General features: G+C 60.0%; 15 protein-coding genes. 9 read left to right on the forward strand and 6 right to left on the reverse strand.

What is annotated here, in order from left to right:
* Nucleotides 1-12: 12 nt before the first annotated feature.
* The gene (speB, locus tag ACYZUC_RS04430) at nucleotides 13-960 is read left to right on the forward strand and encodes an agmatinase (RefSeq protein ID WP_461993858.1); all 948 of its coding nucleotides are present in this window, start codon (nucleotides 13-15) and stop codon (nucleotides 958-960) included.
* 119 nt (nucleotides 961-1079) lie between these two features.
* On the opposite strand, the gene ACYZUC_RS04435 is transcribed toward speB, so the two are convergent.
* On the reverse strand, nucleotides 1080-2132 hold the full coding sequence (locus ACYZUC_RS04435; protein ID WP_461993859.1) for an aldo/keto reductase: 1053 nt from the start codon (nucleotides 2130-2132) through the stop codon (nucleotides 1080-1082).
* A 191-nt stretch (nucleotides 2133-2323) separates the two neighbouring features.
* Here ACYZUC_RS04435 and ACYZUC_RS04440 point away from each other — a divergent pair, with 191 nt between their 5' ends.
* The 5 genes from ACYZUC_RS04440 to ACYZUC_RS04460 all read left to right on the forward strand — a co-directional run bounded on the left by ACYZUC_RS04440 (nucleotide 2324) and on the right by ACYZUC_RS04460 (nucleotide 5774).
* Nucleotides 2324-3040, forward strand: a complete 717-nt coding sequence (locus tag ACYZUC_RS04440; RefSeq protein ID WP_461993861.1) for a helix-turn-helix transcriptional regulator — start codon at nucleotides 2324-2326, stop codon at nucleotides 3038-3040.
* A gap of 52 nt (nucleotides 3041-3092) precedes the next feature.
* Nucleotides 3093-3434 carry a nuclear transport factor 2 family protein gene (locus ACYZUC_RS04445; protein ID WP_461993863.1) on the forward strand — a complete coding sequence of 114 codons (342 nt, stop codon included), beginning with the start codon at nucleotides 3093-3095 and terminating at the stop codon, nucleotides 3432-3434.
* Between the two features lie 30 nt (nucleotides 3435-3464).
* Entirely contained in the window at nucleotides 3465-4583 is a 1119-nt protein-coding gene (gene zapE, locus ACYZUC_RS04450; RefSeq protein ID WP_461993865.1) for a cell division protein ZapE, read from the forward strand.
* Nucleotides 4584-4601: 18 nt separating this feature from the next.
* A complete protein-coding gene (locus tag ACYZUC_RS04455) occupies nucleotides 4602-5189 on the forward strand; it encodes a DinB family protein (RefSeq protein WP_461993867.1) in 588 nt (195 codons plus the stop codon).
* A gap of 93 nt (nucleotides 5190-5282) precedes the next feature.
* On the forward strand, nucleotides 5283-5774 hold the full coding sequence (locus ACYZUC_RS04460; protein WP_461993869.1) for a GNAT family N-acetyltransferase: 492 nt from the start codon (nucleotides 5283-5285) through the stop codon (nucleotides 5772-5774).
* Between the two features lie 84 nt (nucleotides 5775-5858).
* On the opposite strand, the gene ACYZUC_RS04465 is transcribed toward ACYZUC_RS04460, so the two are convergent.
* The 4 genes from ACYZUC_RS04465 to ACYZUC_RS04480 all read right to left on the reverse strand — a co-directional run bounded on the left by ACYZUC_RS04465 (nucleotide 5859) and on the right by ACYZUC_RS04480 (nucleotide 10721).
* Nucleotides 5859-6059, reverse strand: coding sequence for a hypothetical protein (locus tag ACYZUC_RS04465; RefSeq protein ID WP_461993871.1), 201 nt, complete (start codon nucleotides 6057-6059; stop codon nucleotides 5859-5861).
* A 98-nt stretch (nucleotides 6060-6157) separates the two neighbouring features.
* Nucleotides 6158-8392, reverse strand: a complete 2235-nt coding sequence (locus tag ACYZUC_RS04470; RefSeq protein WP_461993872.1) for a TonB-dependent siderophore receptor — start codon at nucleotides 8390-8392, stop codon at nucleotides 6158-6160.
* Nucleotides 8393-8595: 203 nt separating this feature from the next.
* The gene (locus ACYZUC_RS04475; RefSeq protein WP_461993874.1) at nucleotides 8596-10338 is read right to left on the reverse strand and encodes a phosphoethanolamine transferase CptA; all 1743 of its coding nucleotides are present in this window, start codon (nucleotides 10336-10338) and stop codon (nucleotides 8596-8598) included.
* A gap of 200 nt (nucleotides 10339-10538) precedes the next feature.
* On the reverse strand, nucleotides 10539-10721 hold the full coding sequence (locus ACYZUC_RS04480) for a DUF6026 family protein (RefSeq protein WP_008029917.1): 183 nt from the start codon (nucleotides 10719-10721) through the stop codon (nucleotides 10539-10541).
* Nucleotides 10722-10993: 272 nt separating this feature from the next.
* Between ACYZUC_RS04480 and gnd the strand changes: the two genes are divergently transcribed.
* Genes gnd through ACYZUC_RS04495 form a run of 3 tightly spaced genes read left to right on the forward strand, consistent with a single transcriptional unit; the run spans nucleotide 10994 to nucleotide 14315 of the window.
* The gene (gene gnd / locus ACYZUC_RS04485) at nucleotides 10994-11974 is read left to right on the forward strand and encodes a phosphogluconate dehydrogenase (NAD(+)-dependent, decarboxylating) (protein ID WP_461993876.1); all 981 of its coding nucleotides are present in this window, start codon (nucleotides 10994-10996) and stop codon (nucleotides 11972-11974) included.
* Nucleotides 11971-13494: a glucose-6-phosphate dehydrogenase gene (gene zwf / locus ACYZUC_RS04490; RefSeq protein WP_461993878.1), complete on the forward strand. Its 1524-nt coding sequence runs from the start codon at nucleotides 11971-11973 to the stop codon at nucleotides 13492-13494. The genes gnd and zwf overlap by 4 nt, the downstream gene beginning before the upstream one ends.
* Nucleotides 13491-14315, forward strand: coding sequence for an HAD family hydrolase (locus ACYZUC_RS04495; RefSeq protein ID WP_461993880.1), 825 nt, complete (start codon nucleotides 13491-13493; stop codon nucleotides 14313-14315). The genes zwf and ACYZUC_RS04495 overlap by 4 nt, the downstream gene beginning before the upstream one ends.
* 98 nt (nucleotides 14316-14413) lie before the next feature.
* On the opposite strand, the gene nhaB is transcribed toward ACYZUC_RS04495, so the two are convergent.
* Complete coding sequence (gene nhaB / locus ACYZUC_RS04500) at nucleotides 14414-15916, reverse strand: sodium/proton antiporter NhaB (protein ID WP_461993882.1); 1503 nt, start codon at nucleotides 15914-15916, stop codon at nucleotides 14414-14416.
* Nucleotides 15917-15922: the final 6 nt, after the last annotated feature.

A 15922-nucleotide genomic window follows, 5' to 3' on the forward strand; every position in this document is an offset into this window, starting at 1 on the left:
AAGGAGCACCTGATGGACGTCCCAATGCAAAACGATCAGGCCATGACCCGCGACAGTCTCTACGGGACTGCCGCCGAAAGTACCTACGCCGGTATCACCAGCTTCATGCGTCGTCGGTACAGCCGCGACTTGCGTGGTGTCGACGTGGCCGTCAGCGGCGTGCCGTTCGACACCGCCACCAGTAACCGTCCCGGCGCACGTTTCGGACCGCGCGGCATTCGTGCGGCGTCCACCGGGATCGCCTGGGAGCGCCATTGGCCTTGGACGTTCGACCCGTTCGATCATCTGGCGGTGATCGACTACGGTGATTGCGACTTCGATTACGGCTCGCCGCATTCGGTGCCGGAAAGCATTGAAGCCCACGCCGAGCACATTCTGAATGCCGGTTGCGCCATGTTGACGTTCGGCGGCGATCACTTCATCAGTTACCCGCTGCTCAAGGCGCATGCCCGTAAACATGGGGCGCTGTCGTTGATTCACTTCGACGCGCACAGCGACACCTGGCCGGATGAAGAGGGCAAGCGCGTCGATCACGGCACGATGTTCTGGCACGCGGCCAAGGAAGGTCTGGTGGACCCGTCGCGCTCGGTGCAAATCGGTTTGCGCACTACCAATGACGATCCTCAGGGCTTTCAGGTGCTGGATGCGCGGCAAGTGCATCGGCGTGGGGTGGATGCGATTGTCGAAGCGATTCGCGCACGGGTCGGCGACAACCCGGTGTACCTGACGTTCGACATCGATTGCCTCGACCCGGCCTTCGCACCCGGCACCGGCACACCGGTGTGTGGCGGTTTGAGCACGGTCCAGGCGCTGGAAATCCTCGGCGGCTTGCGCGGGATCAATCTGGTGGGGATGGACGTGGTGGAAGTGGCGCCGGCCTACGACAGTGCGGACATTACCTCACTGGCGGCGGCGACATTGGCGATGGAGATGCTGTGTCTGTATGCGGCGAAGCATTAGGTGGATCAATAAATGTGCTGACGCCATCGCCGGCAAGCCGGCTCCTACAGGATTGCGCCGAACACAACAGGTGTACGCCCCGCAAAACTTGTAGGAGCCGGCTTGCCGGCGATGCTATTTCAGGCGACCGGGATTATCGGCAGATCCAGGGTTTCGCCTCCGCTAAACCGCGCAACAGATCCTGCAATGGACTCATGCGGCACACCTTTCGCCACTTCACTGATCCCATCCAGCCGCGACAACTGATCGGCACTCAACTGCACATCCAAAGCCCCCAACGTCGCATCCAGCTGCTCACGCGTACGCGAACCCAGAATCGGAATCAGCGCCGTGGTCGAGCGTTTGGCTTTTTCCCGCAGCCAGGCAATGGCCACGTGCGTCGGGCTGGCGTCTAGCTCCGCCGCGACCGCGAGCAAGGTGTCGAGCAGGGCGGTTTCGCGGGAGCTTTTCTCGGCGTGTACCAGCATGCCCAGTTTGGCGGCACGGTTGTTCTCGTCGTTGGAGCGGTATTTGCCGGTCAGGAACCCGCCACCCAGCGGCGACCATAAGGTTGCGGCCAGCCCCAACGCTTCGGCCATCGGCAGTTGTTCACGTTCAGCTGTGCGCTCGGCGAGGCTGTACTCGACCTGAATGGCGGCAATCGGCGCAAAACCGCGAACTTCAGCCAGCAGATCGGCGCGGGCGATGCGCCAGGCTGGGAAGTTCGACAGCCCGGCATAATGAATCTTGCCCGCGCGCACCAGATCATCAAAACCACGGAGGATTTCTTCCGTGGGCGTGACACCGTCGCTCATGTGCGCCCAGAACAGGTCGATGTGGTCGGTCTTGAGCCGTGTCAGGCTTTCTTCCACGGCGCGGACCATGTTCTTGCGGTTGTTGCCGGTGTGGGAAATGCCTGCGGCCGGTGTAGTCCCCAACGTGTATTTGGTGGCGATGACCAGGCGATCGCGCTCTGCGGCGATAAACTCGCTGAGCATGGCTTCCGACTGGCCACCTTGATAGCCATTTGCGGTGTCGATGAAATTACCACCGGCCTCCAGGTAGCCATCAAAGATGCGCTTGGCTTCATCGCGCTCGGCGCCATGACCCCAACCCGTACCAAAGTTACCGGCTCCCAGCGCCAGTTCCGCGACACGCAAGCCGGTTTTTCGGCCGAACACCTTGTAATGCATGGGATGACTCCTGGAGGAAGACGCTGCGGATTAATATAGATGTCGCAAGACATGTATTAAAGATGATGCCAGTCATGTATTCAGTCAAGACGCTTTTTCATGTGTGGCAAAACGGGCCCGTGGCTACTGCCACTTTCTGACAGGGGGCTCTGCTAATCTGCGACATCATTCCCGCACAGAGCCTGCCGATTGTGTCTCGTACAACGCGTTTACTGACTTTGTTGCAAGTGCTGCGCGGTAAAAGTCGTCCGGTCACGGCGGCGACACTCGCCACCGAGCTTGAGATTTCCGAGCGTACGCTCTACCGCGACATCGCCGAACTCACCGCATTGGGCGCGCCGATCTACGGCGAGGCGGGGATCGGTTACGTGTTGCGCAGCGGTTTGTTCCTGCCGCCGTTGATGCTCAATGCCGATGAAACCGAAGCCATCGTGCTGGGGCTGCGTTATGTGGATCAGCGTGGCGATGAGGTGTTGAGCAAAGCGGCGGCCGATGCGCTGGCCAAGATTGCTGCGGTACTCGCCCCCGAAGCGCTGGACGCTCTGCGCAACCCGACGGTAATGCCGGGCCCGCCCGGTTATGGCTTCGCGCCAAATGCCGTGCCGCTGAATGCGTTTCGCCAGGCGATTCGCGATCAGGCCAAGCTGCACATCGACTATGCAGACGCACAGCAAGTGCCAAGTCAGCGGCTGATCTGGCCGCTGGCGCTGGGGTTTCTCAATGAAGTGCGGATCATCGTGGCCTGGTGTGAGTTGCGCGGCGCCTATCGGACCTTCCGTACCGACCGGATTTCGGCGGCGAGCGAGCAGGGCGAGCGTTATCCGGGGCGGCGCAGTGATCTGCTGCGTACCTGGCGCAAGCAGATGCAACTGGATGAAGCCGGGCGTTTCACTCCTGACAAGAACTGACACAGGCGTGTTCTAGCATGGCGTCAGAATCAACCAACAAGGAGCTGTCACCATGTCCCATCCTGCCTCTGTACTGGCGCCCGCCATCGCCGCTTACATTGCTGCCGCCAATGCCCGCGACACTTCGAGGGTCGCCAGTTTTTTCGCTGAGGACGCCAATGTGTTCGATGAAGGTCAACACCGGATTGGCACCCAGGCCATCGCCCAATGGATGCAAGACACTGCCCGGCGTTACCAGCCAAAGGTCGAAGTGCTCGACGTGCAACAGCGCACCGGCAAGGTGCTGGTGCACAACCTGATCTCCGGGACGTTTCCCGGCAGCCCCTTGGAATTACGCTACATGTTTCGCCTGAACGAGCAGGGCAAGATCGCCCGGCTGGACATTTCACTGTAGACGTCGCGTCACGATGGCATACTGCCGCGCATGAATGCCGACTCCCCGTTAAGCGCCTGGCAACACGCCATCGAACAGAAGGGCTTCGTCCAGGACGAAGCCCAGGAACATGCCGTCTGGGCGCTGCAAAAATGCTATGAAGCGTTGCATGAAGGTCAAACGCCGGTCACGGGCGTGTACCTGTGGGGCCCCGTCGGGCGTGGCAAGACCTGGCTGATGGATCAGTTTTACCAAAGCCTGCAGGTCCCGGCCCGGCGCCAGCACTTTCACCATTTTATGGGGTGGGTGCATCAACGCTCGTTTCAGCTGACCGGCACCGCCGATCCGCTCAAAGCCCTGGCCCGCGAGCTGAGCGAAGAAGTCCGCGTGCTGTGTTTCGATGAGCTGTTCGTCAACGACATTGGCGACGCAATCATTCTCGGGCGCTTGTTTCAGGTGATGTTCGAGGAAGGCGTGGTGGTGGTCTGCACGTCCAATCAGCCGCCGGACATGCTGTACGCCGATGGCTTCAACCGCGACCGCTTCGTGCCCGCTATCGAGGCGATCAAGCAGCACATGCAGGTGATCGCGGTGGATGGCGGCGAAGATCATCGCCTGCATCCCGGCGCTGGTTTGCAACGCTATTGGGTCGCCGCGCCAGGGCAACCCGGCGCGTTGGGGGAGGTGTTCAAGGCGCTGACCGTCGGCCAGTCAGTCTCCAGTGAACCGATCAAGGTCGGTTACCGTTCGCTGAATGTGGTGCGGGCCAGTGAAACCGTGCTCTGGAGCCGTTACGCCGACCTCTGTGAGCAACCCTTTGCCGCCATGGATTTCATGGCCCTGTGCGACACCTTCAGGGCTATTCTGTTGAGTGACGTGCCCAACCTCAGCGCGCAAAAACGCGCCGGCCGCATCGCCCGTGGCACCGAAGACGGAGTCGAGCGGGTGGTGGCGGGTGATCGCGAGTTGCCGCAATTGTCGGTGCACGACGACGGTGTGCGGCGCTTCATCGCGTTGGTGGACGAATGCTATGACCGCAAAGTGCCGTTGTACCTCGAAGCCCAGGTGCCGATGGAGTCGCTCTACACCGAAGGCTATCTGGAATTCCCGTTCCGCCGCACACTCAGTCGCCTACAGGAAATGCAGCTGCAACGTTTCGCCGACGCTTGAACCCAAGGAGCCGCGAACATGAATCAGCCCTTGTCCCACCATTTGCTGAGCATGGCTTATCAGAACGCCTGGGCCAATCATCGACTGGCCAAGGCCTGGAGCCAGTTGAGCGCAGAGGAACTGGCGGCGCCGCGCGTCAGTTACTTCCCCAGCCTGCGTGCGACCCTCAACCACATCCTGACCTGCGACTGGTTTTACATGGATGCGCTGGAGCGGGAGTTGCGTGGTGATGTTCCGCATCCTGAATGCACGGTGTTCTTCAACAAAGACGAACCGTTCACCGCTGCCGCAGACCTGCAGCGCGAACAGGCCCAGGTTGACCGCCGCTTGATCGCCTACTGCGAGCAGATGCGCGACGCCGACCTCGGCAAAATCGTGACAATCGCCCGAGACACGCCGCAATACGACAGTCGATTGCGCCTGCTGTCTCATCTGCTTGAGCATCAGATCCATCATCGCGGGCAGGTACACGCCATGCTCAGCGGCACGTCGGTCGCGCCACCACAACTGGACGAGTTTTTCTGCGCCGGGGAGTCGGGCCTGAGGGCGGCGGATTTCGCCGAACTGGGGTGGACCGAAGCATTGATCTGGGGCACCTCGGTTTAAAGATTGCGCGATGAACGGGACTCGCGATAGGGTCGCTGTGCCCTGCGGCGCGATCTACGCGCCGGGGCAATTTCATGTGTAATCGAGGTGGAAATGGAATCCGCAGAAATACTTGTGCTTCAGGCCAGTTACACCAATCCGGTGCATGCCGAAGCGGTAGGTCAGGTGTTGAATCATTACGCCGAGGACCCGATGGGTATCGGTCATTCTTTGCCGGCCGAGGTGCTGGAGCACCTTCCGGGGGAACTGGCCAAACGTCCCCATGCGTTCAGCGTGCTGGCTTTCGTCGGGGGCGAACCGGCAGGGCTGGTCAATTGCTTTGAAGGTTTTTCGACGTTTGCCTGTCGGCCATTGGTCAACGTGCATGACGTGATTGTGGTGAAACAGTTTCGCGGATTGGGCCTGAGCCAGAAAATGCTGCAAAAGGTCGAGGAAATCGCCCGTCAGCGCGGCTGCTGCAAAATCACGCTGGAGGTGCTGGAAGGCAATGCCGTGGCGCAGTCGTCCTACGCTAAATTCGGCTTCAGCGCCGGCATGTTCGATCCGGAGCACGGCCGGATGCTGTTCTGGACCAAACCCCTTTAACAACGCGCTCTGCTTTTTGTAGGAGCCAGCTTGCTGGCGATGGCGATTTCAAAGACGCCATCGCCAGCAAGCTGGCTCCTACAGTCAGAGTTTGTAATGCTCGGTCACTTGCGCCGTTTGATCGTCCGGAACCCGGACCTCAGCGGTTTGCTGACTTTGATTCTCCTGTTGGCTGAGCCGCAGGCTTTCGTAGTAATAGCGCATGCGTTCTGCGCCACCTTCGGCAAATGCGCTGACCGAAACGAACGTCATCAGGCCGGCAACGATCAAGGGTGTACGTTTCATGGTTCGCCTCCCAAAACGGATATCGGGTGCTTTTCATCCATGAAGCAATGTCGCGAGAACATTATCTGCCGATTTCGTCGATTGGGAATTAACTGTGCCTAGAGCTTCCAGTCCAGGCTCAGTGTCACCGTACGCGGATCACCCCAATACACGCCGTTGTAGAAACCGACGTTGTCGTAATACTTCTTGTCGAACAGGTTCTCGACGTTGAGCGAGGCGGACAGGTGTGGGTCGAACTCGTAACGTGACATCAGGTTGACCACGGTGTACGCCCCTTGCCGGATGTTTGTGCGTTCAGTTATCACACGGCCAGCGGCGTTGCGTCCGACCGGGCGATTGGCGGCGCGGTAAACGTCACTTTGCCAGTTCACTGCACCGCCCACAGTCAGGGCCTGCCAGTCGCCAGGCAGGCGATACGAAGTGGACACCCGAAGCAGGTTCAGTGGCTGACTGGTATTGGTGCGTTTTTCTTCGCCATTGACCGAGTGGGTGTAGGTGTAACCGGCGGTCATGTTCCAGTGCGGCATGACCTCGCCGGAGAGCTCGGCTTCGAAACCCTGAACCTTGTTGCCCTTACCGCTGGAGGTGTAGAACTCCTCGCCGGTAACCGGGTCCGGCGGCACCGAATCGTCGCGTTCGGCGACATTGTCCTGTTTGCTCCAGAACACGGCGGTGGCGAGGTTCAGTCGCTCCTCCAGCAGGCTGCCCTTGAGGCCCAGTTCATAGTTGCTGCCCACCACCGGTTCGAGGTACTTGCGGCTGCTGTCGCGGTTGGTTTGTGGCTTGAAGATATCGGTGTAGCTGATGTAAGCCGTGTATTCGGGCGTCAGGTCGTACAGCAGTCCGGCGTATGGCGTCCATTGGTCGTTGTGTTGCTGGCGGGTAACTTCGGACTCGCTCAACTGCAGATTGTCGGTGTAACTGTTAGCCGTTTTCGACGCTTTCCAGCTGCCATAGCGGCTGCCGAGGACGGCGTGCAGATCGTCGGTCAACGTCAGGCGAGTGGCCAGGTAACCGGCCTTTTGGCGGGTGTTGTCGCTGGAGCCAGGCAGGCTGGTGACGGTGTCGGGGAATTTGGGGATGCCACCCATGTACTTCCAGTCGGGTACGTTTTCGTAGTCCTTCGCGCGAGCGCCATCGACGGTGTGTGGGCTTTCGTCGCTGCGTTCGGCTTCGCCATACCCGAGCATCATTTCGTGCTCACGCCCGAACAATGAATAGGGTCCGGACACGTTGAAGTCGTAAGCCTTCATTTTTTGCGTGCCGATCATGTGGCTGACGTTGGCGATCATGCCGCTGCGATCCGCCTCGGGGAAGCCGCCTCCGCCGTAGTAAATCTTGCCGTCGGTGTCGCTTTCTCGATGGGTGTACGCCGCCTTGAGGTGCCAGCCCATCCCCAATTGCTGGTCCAGCGTGGCGAACGCGGTCTTGTCTTTCAGCGGCCAGGAACTCCAGGGTGTGGCCATGTTGGTGGAGCGGCCGAGGTTGGCTTTGCTGCCATCCGCGTTCCAGTAGGGCACGGTCCCCCATGAGGTGCCCTGCACCTGTTTGTCCTGATAGTCATAACCCACGGCCAGCAGCGTATCGTCGGTCAGATCGGCTTCGAGAATCCCGTAGCCGACTTCCCGTTGCAGCTGATACTTGTCGCGTACCGAATGACTGTCGCGATAGGCCAGCACGCTGCGCCCGCGCAAGCGTCCGTCGAACGCCAGCGGCCCGCCGACATCGACGTAACTGTAGTAATCGTCATAACTGCCGCCGCTGACACCGGTTTTGGCTTCCCACTGCGCCGTCGGACGCTTGCGCACCATGTTGATGGTGGCCGAAGGGTCGCCTGCGCCCGTGGTCAGGCCGGTTGCCCCGCGGACGACTTCGATACGGTCATAGATGATGGTGTCGGAATCGGACTTCATGTAGTTGAAGGTGTTGAGCATCCCGTCGATCTGGAAGTTGTTGATCGTGTAGCCGCGGGAGGAATAGACGACCCGGTCCGAGTCGTTGTGTTGAACCACCACGCCCGTGGTCTGGCGCATGGCGTCGGAGAGGGTATCGAGTTTGAAGTCGTCCATTTGCTGGCGCGTGATCACGGACACCGATTGTGGCGTCTCCTTGATCGACAGGTTCAGGCGGGTGGCGGTGCTCATGGCGCCGGTGGTGTACGACCCGGTGTTTTCGGTGGTGCTGCCCAAGCCTTGGGCCGTGACGCTGGTGGCACCGAGTTCCAGGGCGGAGGGTTGTTTGTCCGGGTCGGTTTCAGCCAGAAGGTCCGGGCTCAGCGCGGCACTGCAAAGGCCAAGGGTAAAGGTCATGGAACGGGTGATAGGCGCGAACATCGCGGCCGACTCCTTGTCGTCGATGGAAAAAAATCCGTTTGTTCAAAGACGAAGGAGGGCGGGGGTATTTAGCACTAAACGAGAATTATTATTATCTTGCAGTGCAATTGTAGGAGCGAAGCTTGCTCGCGAAGACATTGGCCCAGCCAGCATAGATGTTGAATCTGCCGACCTCTTCGCGAGCAAGCATCGCTCCTACAGGTTTATTGCTGAGCGACTGCCGGGGTCGGCTTCACCTTGGGTTTGATCAGGCTGAAGTCGATCAGCGCTTTCTGCTCGCGCTCATAAGGATTGCCGATCAGCAGTGGGCGCGGCTTGTAACTGTCGCTGACCACGCTCTTGCTGCGATCCAGTTCATCGAAGCTCAGGCCCGCCAGATCGGCCCAGGTATGGATCAGGTGCGAACTGCTGTAAGGCCGCCCCAGATCACCGGCAAAGCTCCAGTCATGGCTTTCGCGCCATTTCGGCGAGGCCCAGGCCATGAATGGAATGGTGTACATCGGCGCCGTCGGCTTGGCCTCGTTGCGACCCAGCGTGTTGTGACCGGCAGAGTCGAAAACGTCTTCGCCGTGGTCGGAGAGGTACAGCAGGAAGCCGTTAGGATCGGTCTTGGCGTAGTCCTTGATCAGGCTCGAAACCACGAAGTCGTTGTACAGCACCGCGTTGTCATAGCTGTTGTAGGTCGGCAACTGATCGTCCCGCACGCCAGCCGGAACGCCGTTGCGGTCCTTGAACTTGTCGAAGGTCGATGGGTAGCGGTACTGATAGCTCATGTGTGTGCCGAGCAAATGCACGACGATTAACTTGCGTGGCGCCGCGTCGGCCAGGGCCTTGTTGAACGGCTCGATCACGTCGCCATCGTACTGGGCGGCGTTCTGGTTGCGGTTGTTGTTCAGGTACACCTGCTCGTCGGCCTGCTCGGAGAAGGTCGTGAGCATGGTGTTGCGCTTGGTCATGGTTTGCTGGTTGGTGATCCAGAAGGTCTTGTAGCCCGCCTGTTTCATCATGCTGACCAGCGACGGCGTCGACAGGTACAGGTCCGGGTTTTCTTCGTCGGCGAACGTCAGGACCTGCTGCAATGCCTCGATGGTGTAAGGGCGCGGGGTGATGACGTTGTCGAAGACCGCCAGTTGGTCCTTGAGCTTGTCCAGTTCCGGCGTGGTTTCACGCGGGTAACCGTAGAGACTCATGCGCTGACGGTTGGTGGATTCGCCGATCACCAGCACCAGGGTGGCGGGCTGATTGGCCATCGAGTCCTTGAAATTGTGCAGCGGTGGAATCTTGCTCGCGCTGTCGAGCATGCCCTGCATGTCGGCCAGGGTGTCGAGGTAGCGGTGATAGGCCACGGCCATCTGCCACGGCACTGCCGGTTCGATGCGGGTTTCGAACTTCTCGAAACCACTGGCGAAACTGCCGGTGTGAGCGGTCTGCTTGGCCAGCGGATAACCCACCACGGCCACCAGAATGGCGGTCGCGGCGATCAATGCGCGACCACGGGGCATGTGCACCGGGCGCAAGCGGGTCCACAGGAAATAGGCGAACAGCGTGTGAGCGACGAACGCCGCCACCATCCACCAGGCAAAATACTGGGTCATGTACTCGCCGGCTTCAGAAATGTTCGACTCGAACATGATGAAGATGACGCTTTGGGAAAATTCCTGCTGATAGATGAAGAAGTAACCGAGACTGGCCATGGAACAGGCCCACAGCACCACGCCGATCAGCGCCGCCAATACACGCGTCTTGCGGGGAAACAGCAGCATCGGCGCCAGCCAGATGGCGCTCATGATGAAGGCCTGGCGGAAGCCGGTGAACCCGGAGGTGCCTGTCAATTGGATCAACAGTTGGGTAATGCCGGAAAAATACCAGAAGAACAGAAACAGCCAGAGAAACCCTGCCCAATCAAACCTGCCCGCAGTCGAATTGCTGCGTTCATACAAAGCCATTGCTTGCTCCAGCCAGAAATCACTTCCACCGCCGGGACGGGAAAGTCGCCGACGAACAGGCGCCGCGCAGATACCGGGCGGCCATAAAGCGGCGGAGTATCAACAAGGGTATGTGAAAGTTTTGTGAGCTGCGCAGGGCGGGTAAATCGTGATGGCGTATCGGAAACAGCGACTGGCTGCTTCCGATTCAGGCGAGGGGATCAGGCGTGGGGAGCACGCAGAGTGACAGGCATCGGCTGAGCCTGGATACCTTGCGTCAGCAGGCGCAATTGCTCGACTTCCTGTTTGAGCTGGTCGCGTTCGTCTTTCAACTGGCGCAATTCATCACGACGGATCGTGACGTAAAGGGTTTGTGCTGGCCGTGCTGCTTGTACTGTGCCCATTGCTCACCTCGCAAATGGCTTGCCTCAACTGTAAATCCGCCCCGACATCGGTGCTGATTTACTATCGGCGCTGATTTTGATTTCTTTTGTCCCGGAAGGGAACTTTTTTATTTTTCGTGGTCGTTGTGTCTTCGGCACGATTCCCGACGTTATCAATCAGGATCGGGCACAATGCCCGGAAACTTCACGCCAACGCTCTGGACTAACCCTCATTAGTCGCGTTGGGCTATAACATTTGACACACATTTATTTGTAGTAGGGAGCATCAGCACATGCAACTCGGGATTATTGGACTGGGCCGCATGGGCGGCAATATTGCGCGGCGCCTGATGCTCAACGGGCATACCACCGTTGTTTACGACCGCAATACCGCCTTCGTCGACACCTTGGCCGCCGAAGGCGCCAAGGGTGCCATCGACCTGCCGGCCCTGGTCGCCGGCCTGGCCAAACCACGAGCGGTCTGGGTCATGCTGCCGGCGGGCGCACCGACCGAAGACACCATCGACACCCTGAGCAACTTGCTCGAAGCCGGCGACACCATCATCGACGGCGGCAACACCTTCTATAAGGACGACATTCGCCGGGCAAAAACCCTCTCGGAAAAAGGCCTGCACTACATCGACGTCGGTACCTCCGGCGGCGTCTGGGGCCTGGAGCGCGGTTACTGCATGATGATCGGTGGCGAAGCCGAAGTGGTTAAACGCCTCGATCCGCTGTTCGACAGCCTGGCGCCTGGCATGGGTGACATCCCGCGCACCAAGGACCGCAAGTCGGACGACGATCGCGCCGAACGCGGTTACATCCACGCCGGTCCTGCAGGCTCCGGCCATTTCGTGAAGATGATCCACAACGGCATCGAGTACGGAATGATGCAGGCCTTCGCCGAAGGCTTCGACATCCTCAAGACCAAGGCCAGCACCAACCTGCCGGAAGACCAGCGCTTCAACCTGAACGTCGGCGACATCGCCGAAGTCTGGCGTCGTGGCAGCGTGGTCTCGTCGTGGCTGCTCGACCTGACCGCCGATGCCCTGGCTGCCGATCCGCAGCTCGATAATTTCTCCGGTTCCGTAGCGGACAGCGGGGAAGGTCAATGGACCATTGAAGCGGCCATGGAACAAGCGGTACCGGTGCCGGTGCTGTCGAACTCGCTGTTCGCCCGCTATCGCTCGCGTGGGCAGGGCACCTTCGGCGACAAGATTCTCTCAGCCCAGCGCTTTGGCTTCGGCGGCCACGTGGAGACTGCGAAAAAATGACCCGTTTGATCCGCAATAAATCCAAGGCAGAACCCGCACCACCGACCACGCTGTTCCTGTTCGGTGCCCACGGTGACCTGGTCAAGCGCTTGCTGATGCCGGCGCTGTACAACCTGAGTCGCGACGGTCTGCTTGGCGATGGACTGCGGATCATCGGTGTCGACCACAACGCCATCACCGACGAAGCGTTTGCCCAGAAGCTCGAAGACTTCATTCGGGCTGAAGTGGCAAGCAAGGTCGGCAAGGGCGATCAAGCCCTTGACCCGGCGTTGTGGGCCAAACTGGCCAAAGGCATCAGCTACGTCCAGGGCGACTTCCTGGACGACAGCACCTATCAGGCGCTGGCGGCGAAAATCGCCGCCAGCGGCACCGGCAACGCGGTGTTCTATCTGGCCACCGCGCCACGTTTCTTCAGCGAAGTGGTGCGTCGTCTCGGCGCTGCCGGTTTGCTGCAAGAGACGCCGGAAGCATTCAGAAGGGTAGTCATCGAAAAGCCGTTCGGCTCTGACCTGCATACCGCCGAAGCCTTGAACGCCTGTCTGCTCAAGGTTATGACGGAAAACCAGATCTACCGGATCGATCACTATCTGGGCAAGGAAACCGTGCAGAACATTCTGATCAGCCGGTTCTCCAACAGCCTGTTCGAAGCGTTCTGGAACAACCATTACATCGACCACGTACAGATCACCGCCGCGGAAACCGTCGGCGTGGAAACCCGTGGCAGTTTTTATGAACACACCGGCACCCTGCGGGACATGGTGCCCAATCACCTGTTCCAGCTATTGGCGATGGTGGCGATGGAACCGCCGGCTGCCTTTGGCGCCGATGCGGTTCGCGGCGAGAAGGCCAAAGTGGTGGGGGCGATCCGTCCATGGTCCACCGAAGAGGCGCGGGCCAACTCGGTGCGCGGCCAATACGCCGCCGGCGAAATCGACGGCAAGCCGTTGGCGGGTTATCGCCAGGAAAACAACGTAGCGCCCGACAGCACGACCGAAACCTATGTCGCGCTCAAAGTCATGATCGACAACTGGCGCTGGGTCGGCGTGCCGTTCTACCTGCGCACCGGCAAACGCATGAGCGTGCGCGACACCGAGATTGTCATTTGCTTCAAACCGGCGCCTTACGCGCAGTTCCGCGATACCGAGGTTGATGAGCTGCAACCGACCTACCTGCGGATCCAGATTCAACCCAACGAAGGCATGTGGTTCGACCTGTTGGCCAAGCGCCCCGGCCCGGCGTTGAAAATGGCCAATATCGAGCTGGGTTTTGCCTACAAGGATTTCTTCGAAATGCAGCCGTCCACCGGCTACGAAACCCTGATCTACGATTGCCTGACCGGCGATCAGACGCTGTTCCAGCGCGCCGACAACATCGAGAACGGCTGGCGTGCCGTGCAACCGTTCCTCGATGCCTGGCAGCAGGATGCGAGCGTGCAGACTTACGCGGCGGGTGAAGACGGGCCGGCGGCGGCAGAAGACCTGCTGACCCGCGATGGCCGCGTCTGGCATAGCCTCGGATGAGTGACGAAACGCAACAATCCATCCGCTTTTTGCTCAGTGACATGGACGGCACATTGTTGCTGCCCGATCACAGCCTCAGTCAGCGCACCATCGAAGCGGTCCGTTCGTTGCGTGAGTCGGGCGTGTTGTTCAGCCTCGCCACCGGTCGGCCGCCGAAAGCCATGCTGCAGCAGATCGAAGCCTTGGGCGTCGATCTGCCGACGGCGGCGTTCAATGGCGGCACCATCGTAAACCCCGACGGCAGTTTGCTGGTCGCGCATTATTTGCCGGCAACGGCCGCGCTGACCACGTTGACGCAGTTTGCCGATCTGCCGGACATCGAGGTGTGGGTGTTCAGCGGCGGCGACTGGCTGGTGAAAGACTCGAATGGCCCCATGGTGCCACGGGAACAGCACGGCCTGGGGTATCCGCCCGTGGTGGTGGAGAGTTTCGAGCCCTATCTGGAACACATCGACAAGATCGTCGCGGCGAGCAACAACACGCAGTTGTTGATTGAGCTGGAGGCGCAGTTGCTGCCCAGGGTCGAGGGCCAGGCGCAGGTGTCACGCTCACAGCCGGTGTACCTCGACGTGACCGCGATGCAGGCAAACAAGGGGGACGCGCTGGCGACACTGGCGGAGTTCCTCGGTGTACCGCTCGGGCAGACCGCCGCCATGGGCGATGGCGGCAATGACCCGGCGATGTTTCATCGCGCCGGATTGTCGATTGCCATGGGGCAGGCGGAGGAGGCGGTGAAACGTCAGGCCGACGTCGTGACCGGGGCCAATACCGAAGATGGCGCGGCGCAGGCGATCGAGCGTTATATCCTCAACGCAGGTTAGACCGCGTTATCGTTCTTCGCGGGCAAGCCTCGCTCCTACAAGTTAGCGGTGAATCTGTAGGAGCGAGGCTTGCCCGCGAAGGCGTCAAACCTGCCGACTCAAAGCCAGAAACTCACGGCATACCAGCCCAGCACACCCATCACCACCGTATACGGCAACGCCATCCACACCATTCGCCCATACGACAGGCGAATCAGCGGGGCAATCGCCGACGTCAGCAGAAACAGAAACGCTGCCTGGCCATTCGGCGTCGCCACGCTCGGCAGGTTGGTGCCGGTGTTGATCGCAATCGCCAGTGTCTCGAAATGCTCACGGCTCATGTGTCCGGAGATGAACGCCTGTTTCACTTCGGTGATGTAAATGGTCGCGACGAACACGTTGTCGCTGATCGCCGAGAGCAAACCGTTGGCAATAAACAGCATGCCCGGTTGCTGATTCGCCGGCAGCGCCAGCACCCACTGGATCAGCGGCGTGAACAACTGCTGGTCGTGAATCACCGCCACTACCGCGAAAAACACCACCAGCAGCGCTGTGAACGGCATGGCGTCCTTGAAGGCGTTGCCGATGCGGTGCTCGTCAGTGATGCCCGTGAATGCGGTAATCAGCACGATCACCATCAAGCCGATCAAACCGACTTCGGCAATATGGAACGCCAGGGCGGCAATCAGTATCAGCGCCGCCAGCCCCTGAACGATCAGCGCGGCGCGTTGGTGTGAGGTGCGTTGGGCGTTGTCTTCGGCGGCGTAATTGGCCAGCACCGCGCGCACGTTGTCCGGCAGGAGCGTGCCGTAACCGAACCAGCGCAGTTTCTCCAGCAACACGCAGGTCACCAGGCCCGCCACCAGCACCGGCATGGAAACCGGGGCGATTTTCAGGAAGAACTCAGAGAAGTGCCAACCCATTTCGTGGCCGATCAGCAGGTTCTGCGGTTCGCCGACCAGCGTGCAAACGCCACCCAGTGCAGTGCCCACGGCGCCGTGCATCAGCAAGCTGCGCAGGAAGGCGCGGAACTGTTCGAGGTCCCCGTGATGCAGCGTTGGCAGATACTGGTCATCGTTGAATTCGCTGTCCTGGCGCGGATCGTTGCCCGAAGCGACACGGTGATACACCGAGTAAAACCCCACGGCGGCACTGATGATCACGGCGGTCACGGTCAAGGCATCGAGAAACGCCGAGAGGAACGCCGAAAGAAAGCAGAACATCAACGCCAGCATGGCTTTGGAGCGAACGCCGAGCAGCAGGCGCGAAAACAGAAACAGCAGCAGGTCTTTCATGAAGTAGATGCCGGCGACCATGAACATCAGCAGCAGAATCACCGGGAAGTTGTGCAGCAGTTCGTCATACAGCGCCTGAGGCGTGGTCATCTTCAGCAACAGCGCTTCGACCAGCAGCAAGCCGCCCGGCATCAGCGGATAGCACTTGAGCGCCATGGCCAGGGTGAAGATGAATTCCAGCACCAGCAGCCAACCGGCCGCTACCGGACCCACGGTCCACAGCACCAGGGCATTGAGAATCAGGAAACCGACAATACTGGCCTTGTACCAGCGAGGTGAGTGCCCGAGAAAATTATGCGCGAACGCCTGGGCCATTGAGCCGGACATCGGCTG

This window comes from Pseudomonas sp. GT1P32 (assembly GCF_054897805.1).

What these genes read in the sequence shown, in the direction of transcription:
- ACYZUC_RS04475 (WP_461993874.1), bottom strand. Translation starts at nt 10,338, where the DNA reads ATGGCTTTGTATGAACGCAGCAATTCGACTGCGGGCAGGTTTGATTGG.
- speB (WP_461993858.1), top strand. Translation starts at nt 13, where the DNA reads ATGGACGTCCCAATGCAAAACGATCAGGCCATGACCCGCGACAGTCTC.
- gnd (WP_461993876.1), top strand. Translation starts at nt 10,994, where the DNA reads ATGCAACTCGGGATTATTGGACTGGGCCGCATGGGCGGCAATATTGCG.
- ACYZUC_RS04455 (WP_461993867.1), top strand. Translation starts at nt 4,602, where the DNA reads ATGAATCAGCCCTTGTCCCACCATTTGCTGAGCATGGCTTATCAGAAC.
- ACYZUC_RS04460 (WP_461993869.1), top strand. Translation starts at nt 5,283, where the DNA reads ATGGAATCCGCAGAAATACTTGTGCTTCAGGCCAGTTACACCAATCCG.
- ACYZUC_RS04445 (WP_461993863.1), top strand. Translation starts at nt 3,093, where the DNA reads ATGTCCCATCCTGCCTCTGTACTGGCGCCCGCCATCGCCGCTTACATT.
- ACYZUC_RS04435 (WP_461993859.1), bottom strand. Translation starts at nt 2,132, where the DNA reads ATGCATTACAAGGTGTTCGGCCGAAAAACCGGCTTGCGTGTCGCGGAA.
- nhaB (WP_461993882.1), bottom strand. Translation starts at nt 15,916, where the DNA reads ATGTCCGGCTCAATGGCCCAGGCGTTCGCGCATAATTTTCTCGGGCAC.
- zwf (WP_461993878.1), top strand. Translation starts at nt 11,971, where the DNA reads ATGACCCGTTTGATCCGCAATAAATCCAAGGCAGAACCCGCACCACCG.
- ACYZUC_RS04480 (WP_008029917.1), bottom strand. Translation starts at nt 10,721, where the DNA reads ATGGGCACAGTACAAGCAGCACGGCCAGCACAAACCCTTTACGTCACG.
- ACYZUC_RS04470 (WP_461993872.1), bottom strand. Translation starts at nt 8,392, where the DNA reads ATGTTCGCGCCTATCACCCGTTCCATGACCTTTACCCTTGGCCTTTGC.
- zapE (WP_461993865.1), top strand. Translation starts at nt 3,465, where the DNA reads ATGAATGCCGACTCCCCGTTAAGCGCCTGGCAACACGCCATCGAACAG.
- ACYZUC_RS04465 (WP_461993871.1), bottom strand. Translation starts at nt 6,059, where the DNA reads ATGAAACGTACACCCTTGATCGTTGCCGGCCTGATGACGTTCGTTTCG.
- ACYZUC_RS04495 (WP_461993880.1), top strand. Translation starts at nt 13,491, where the DNA reads ATGAGTGACGAAACGCAACAATCCATCCGCTTTTTGCTCAGTGACATG.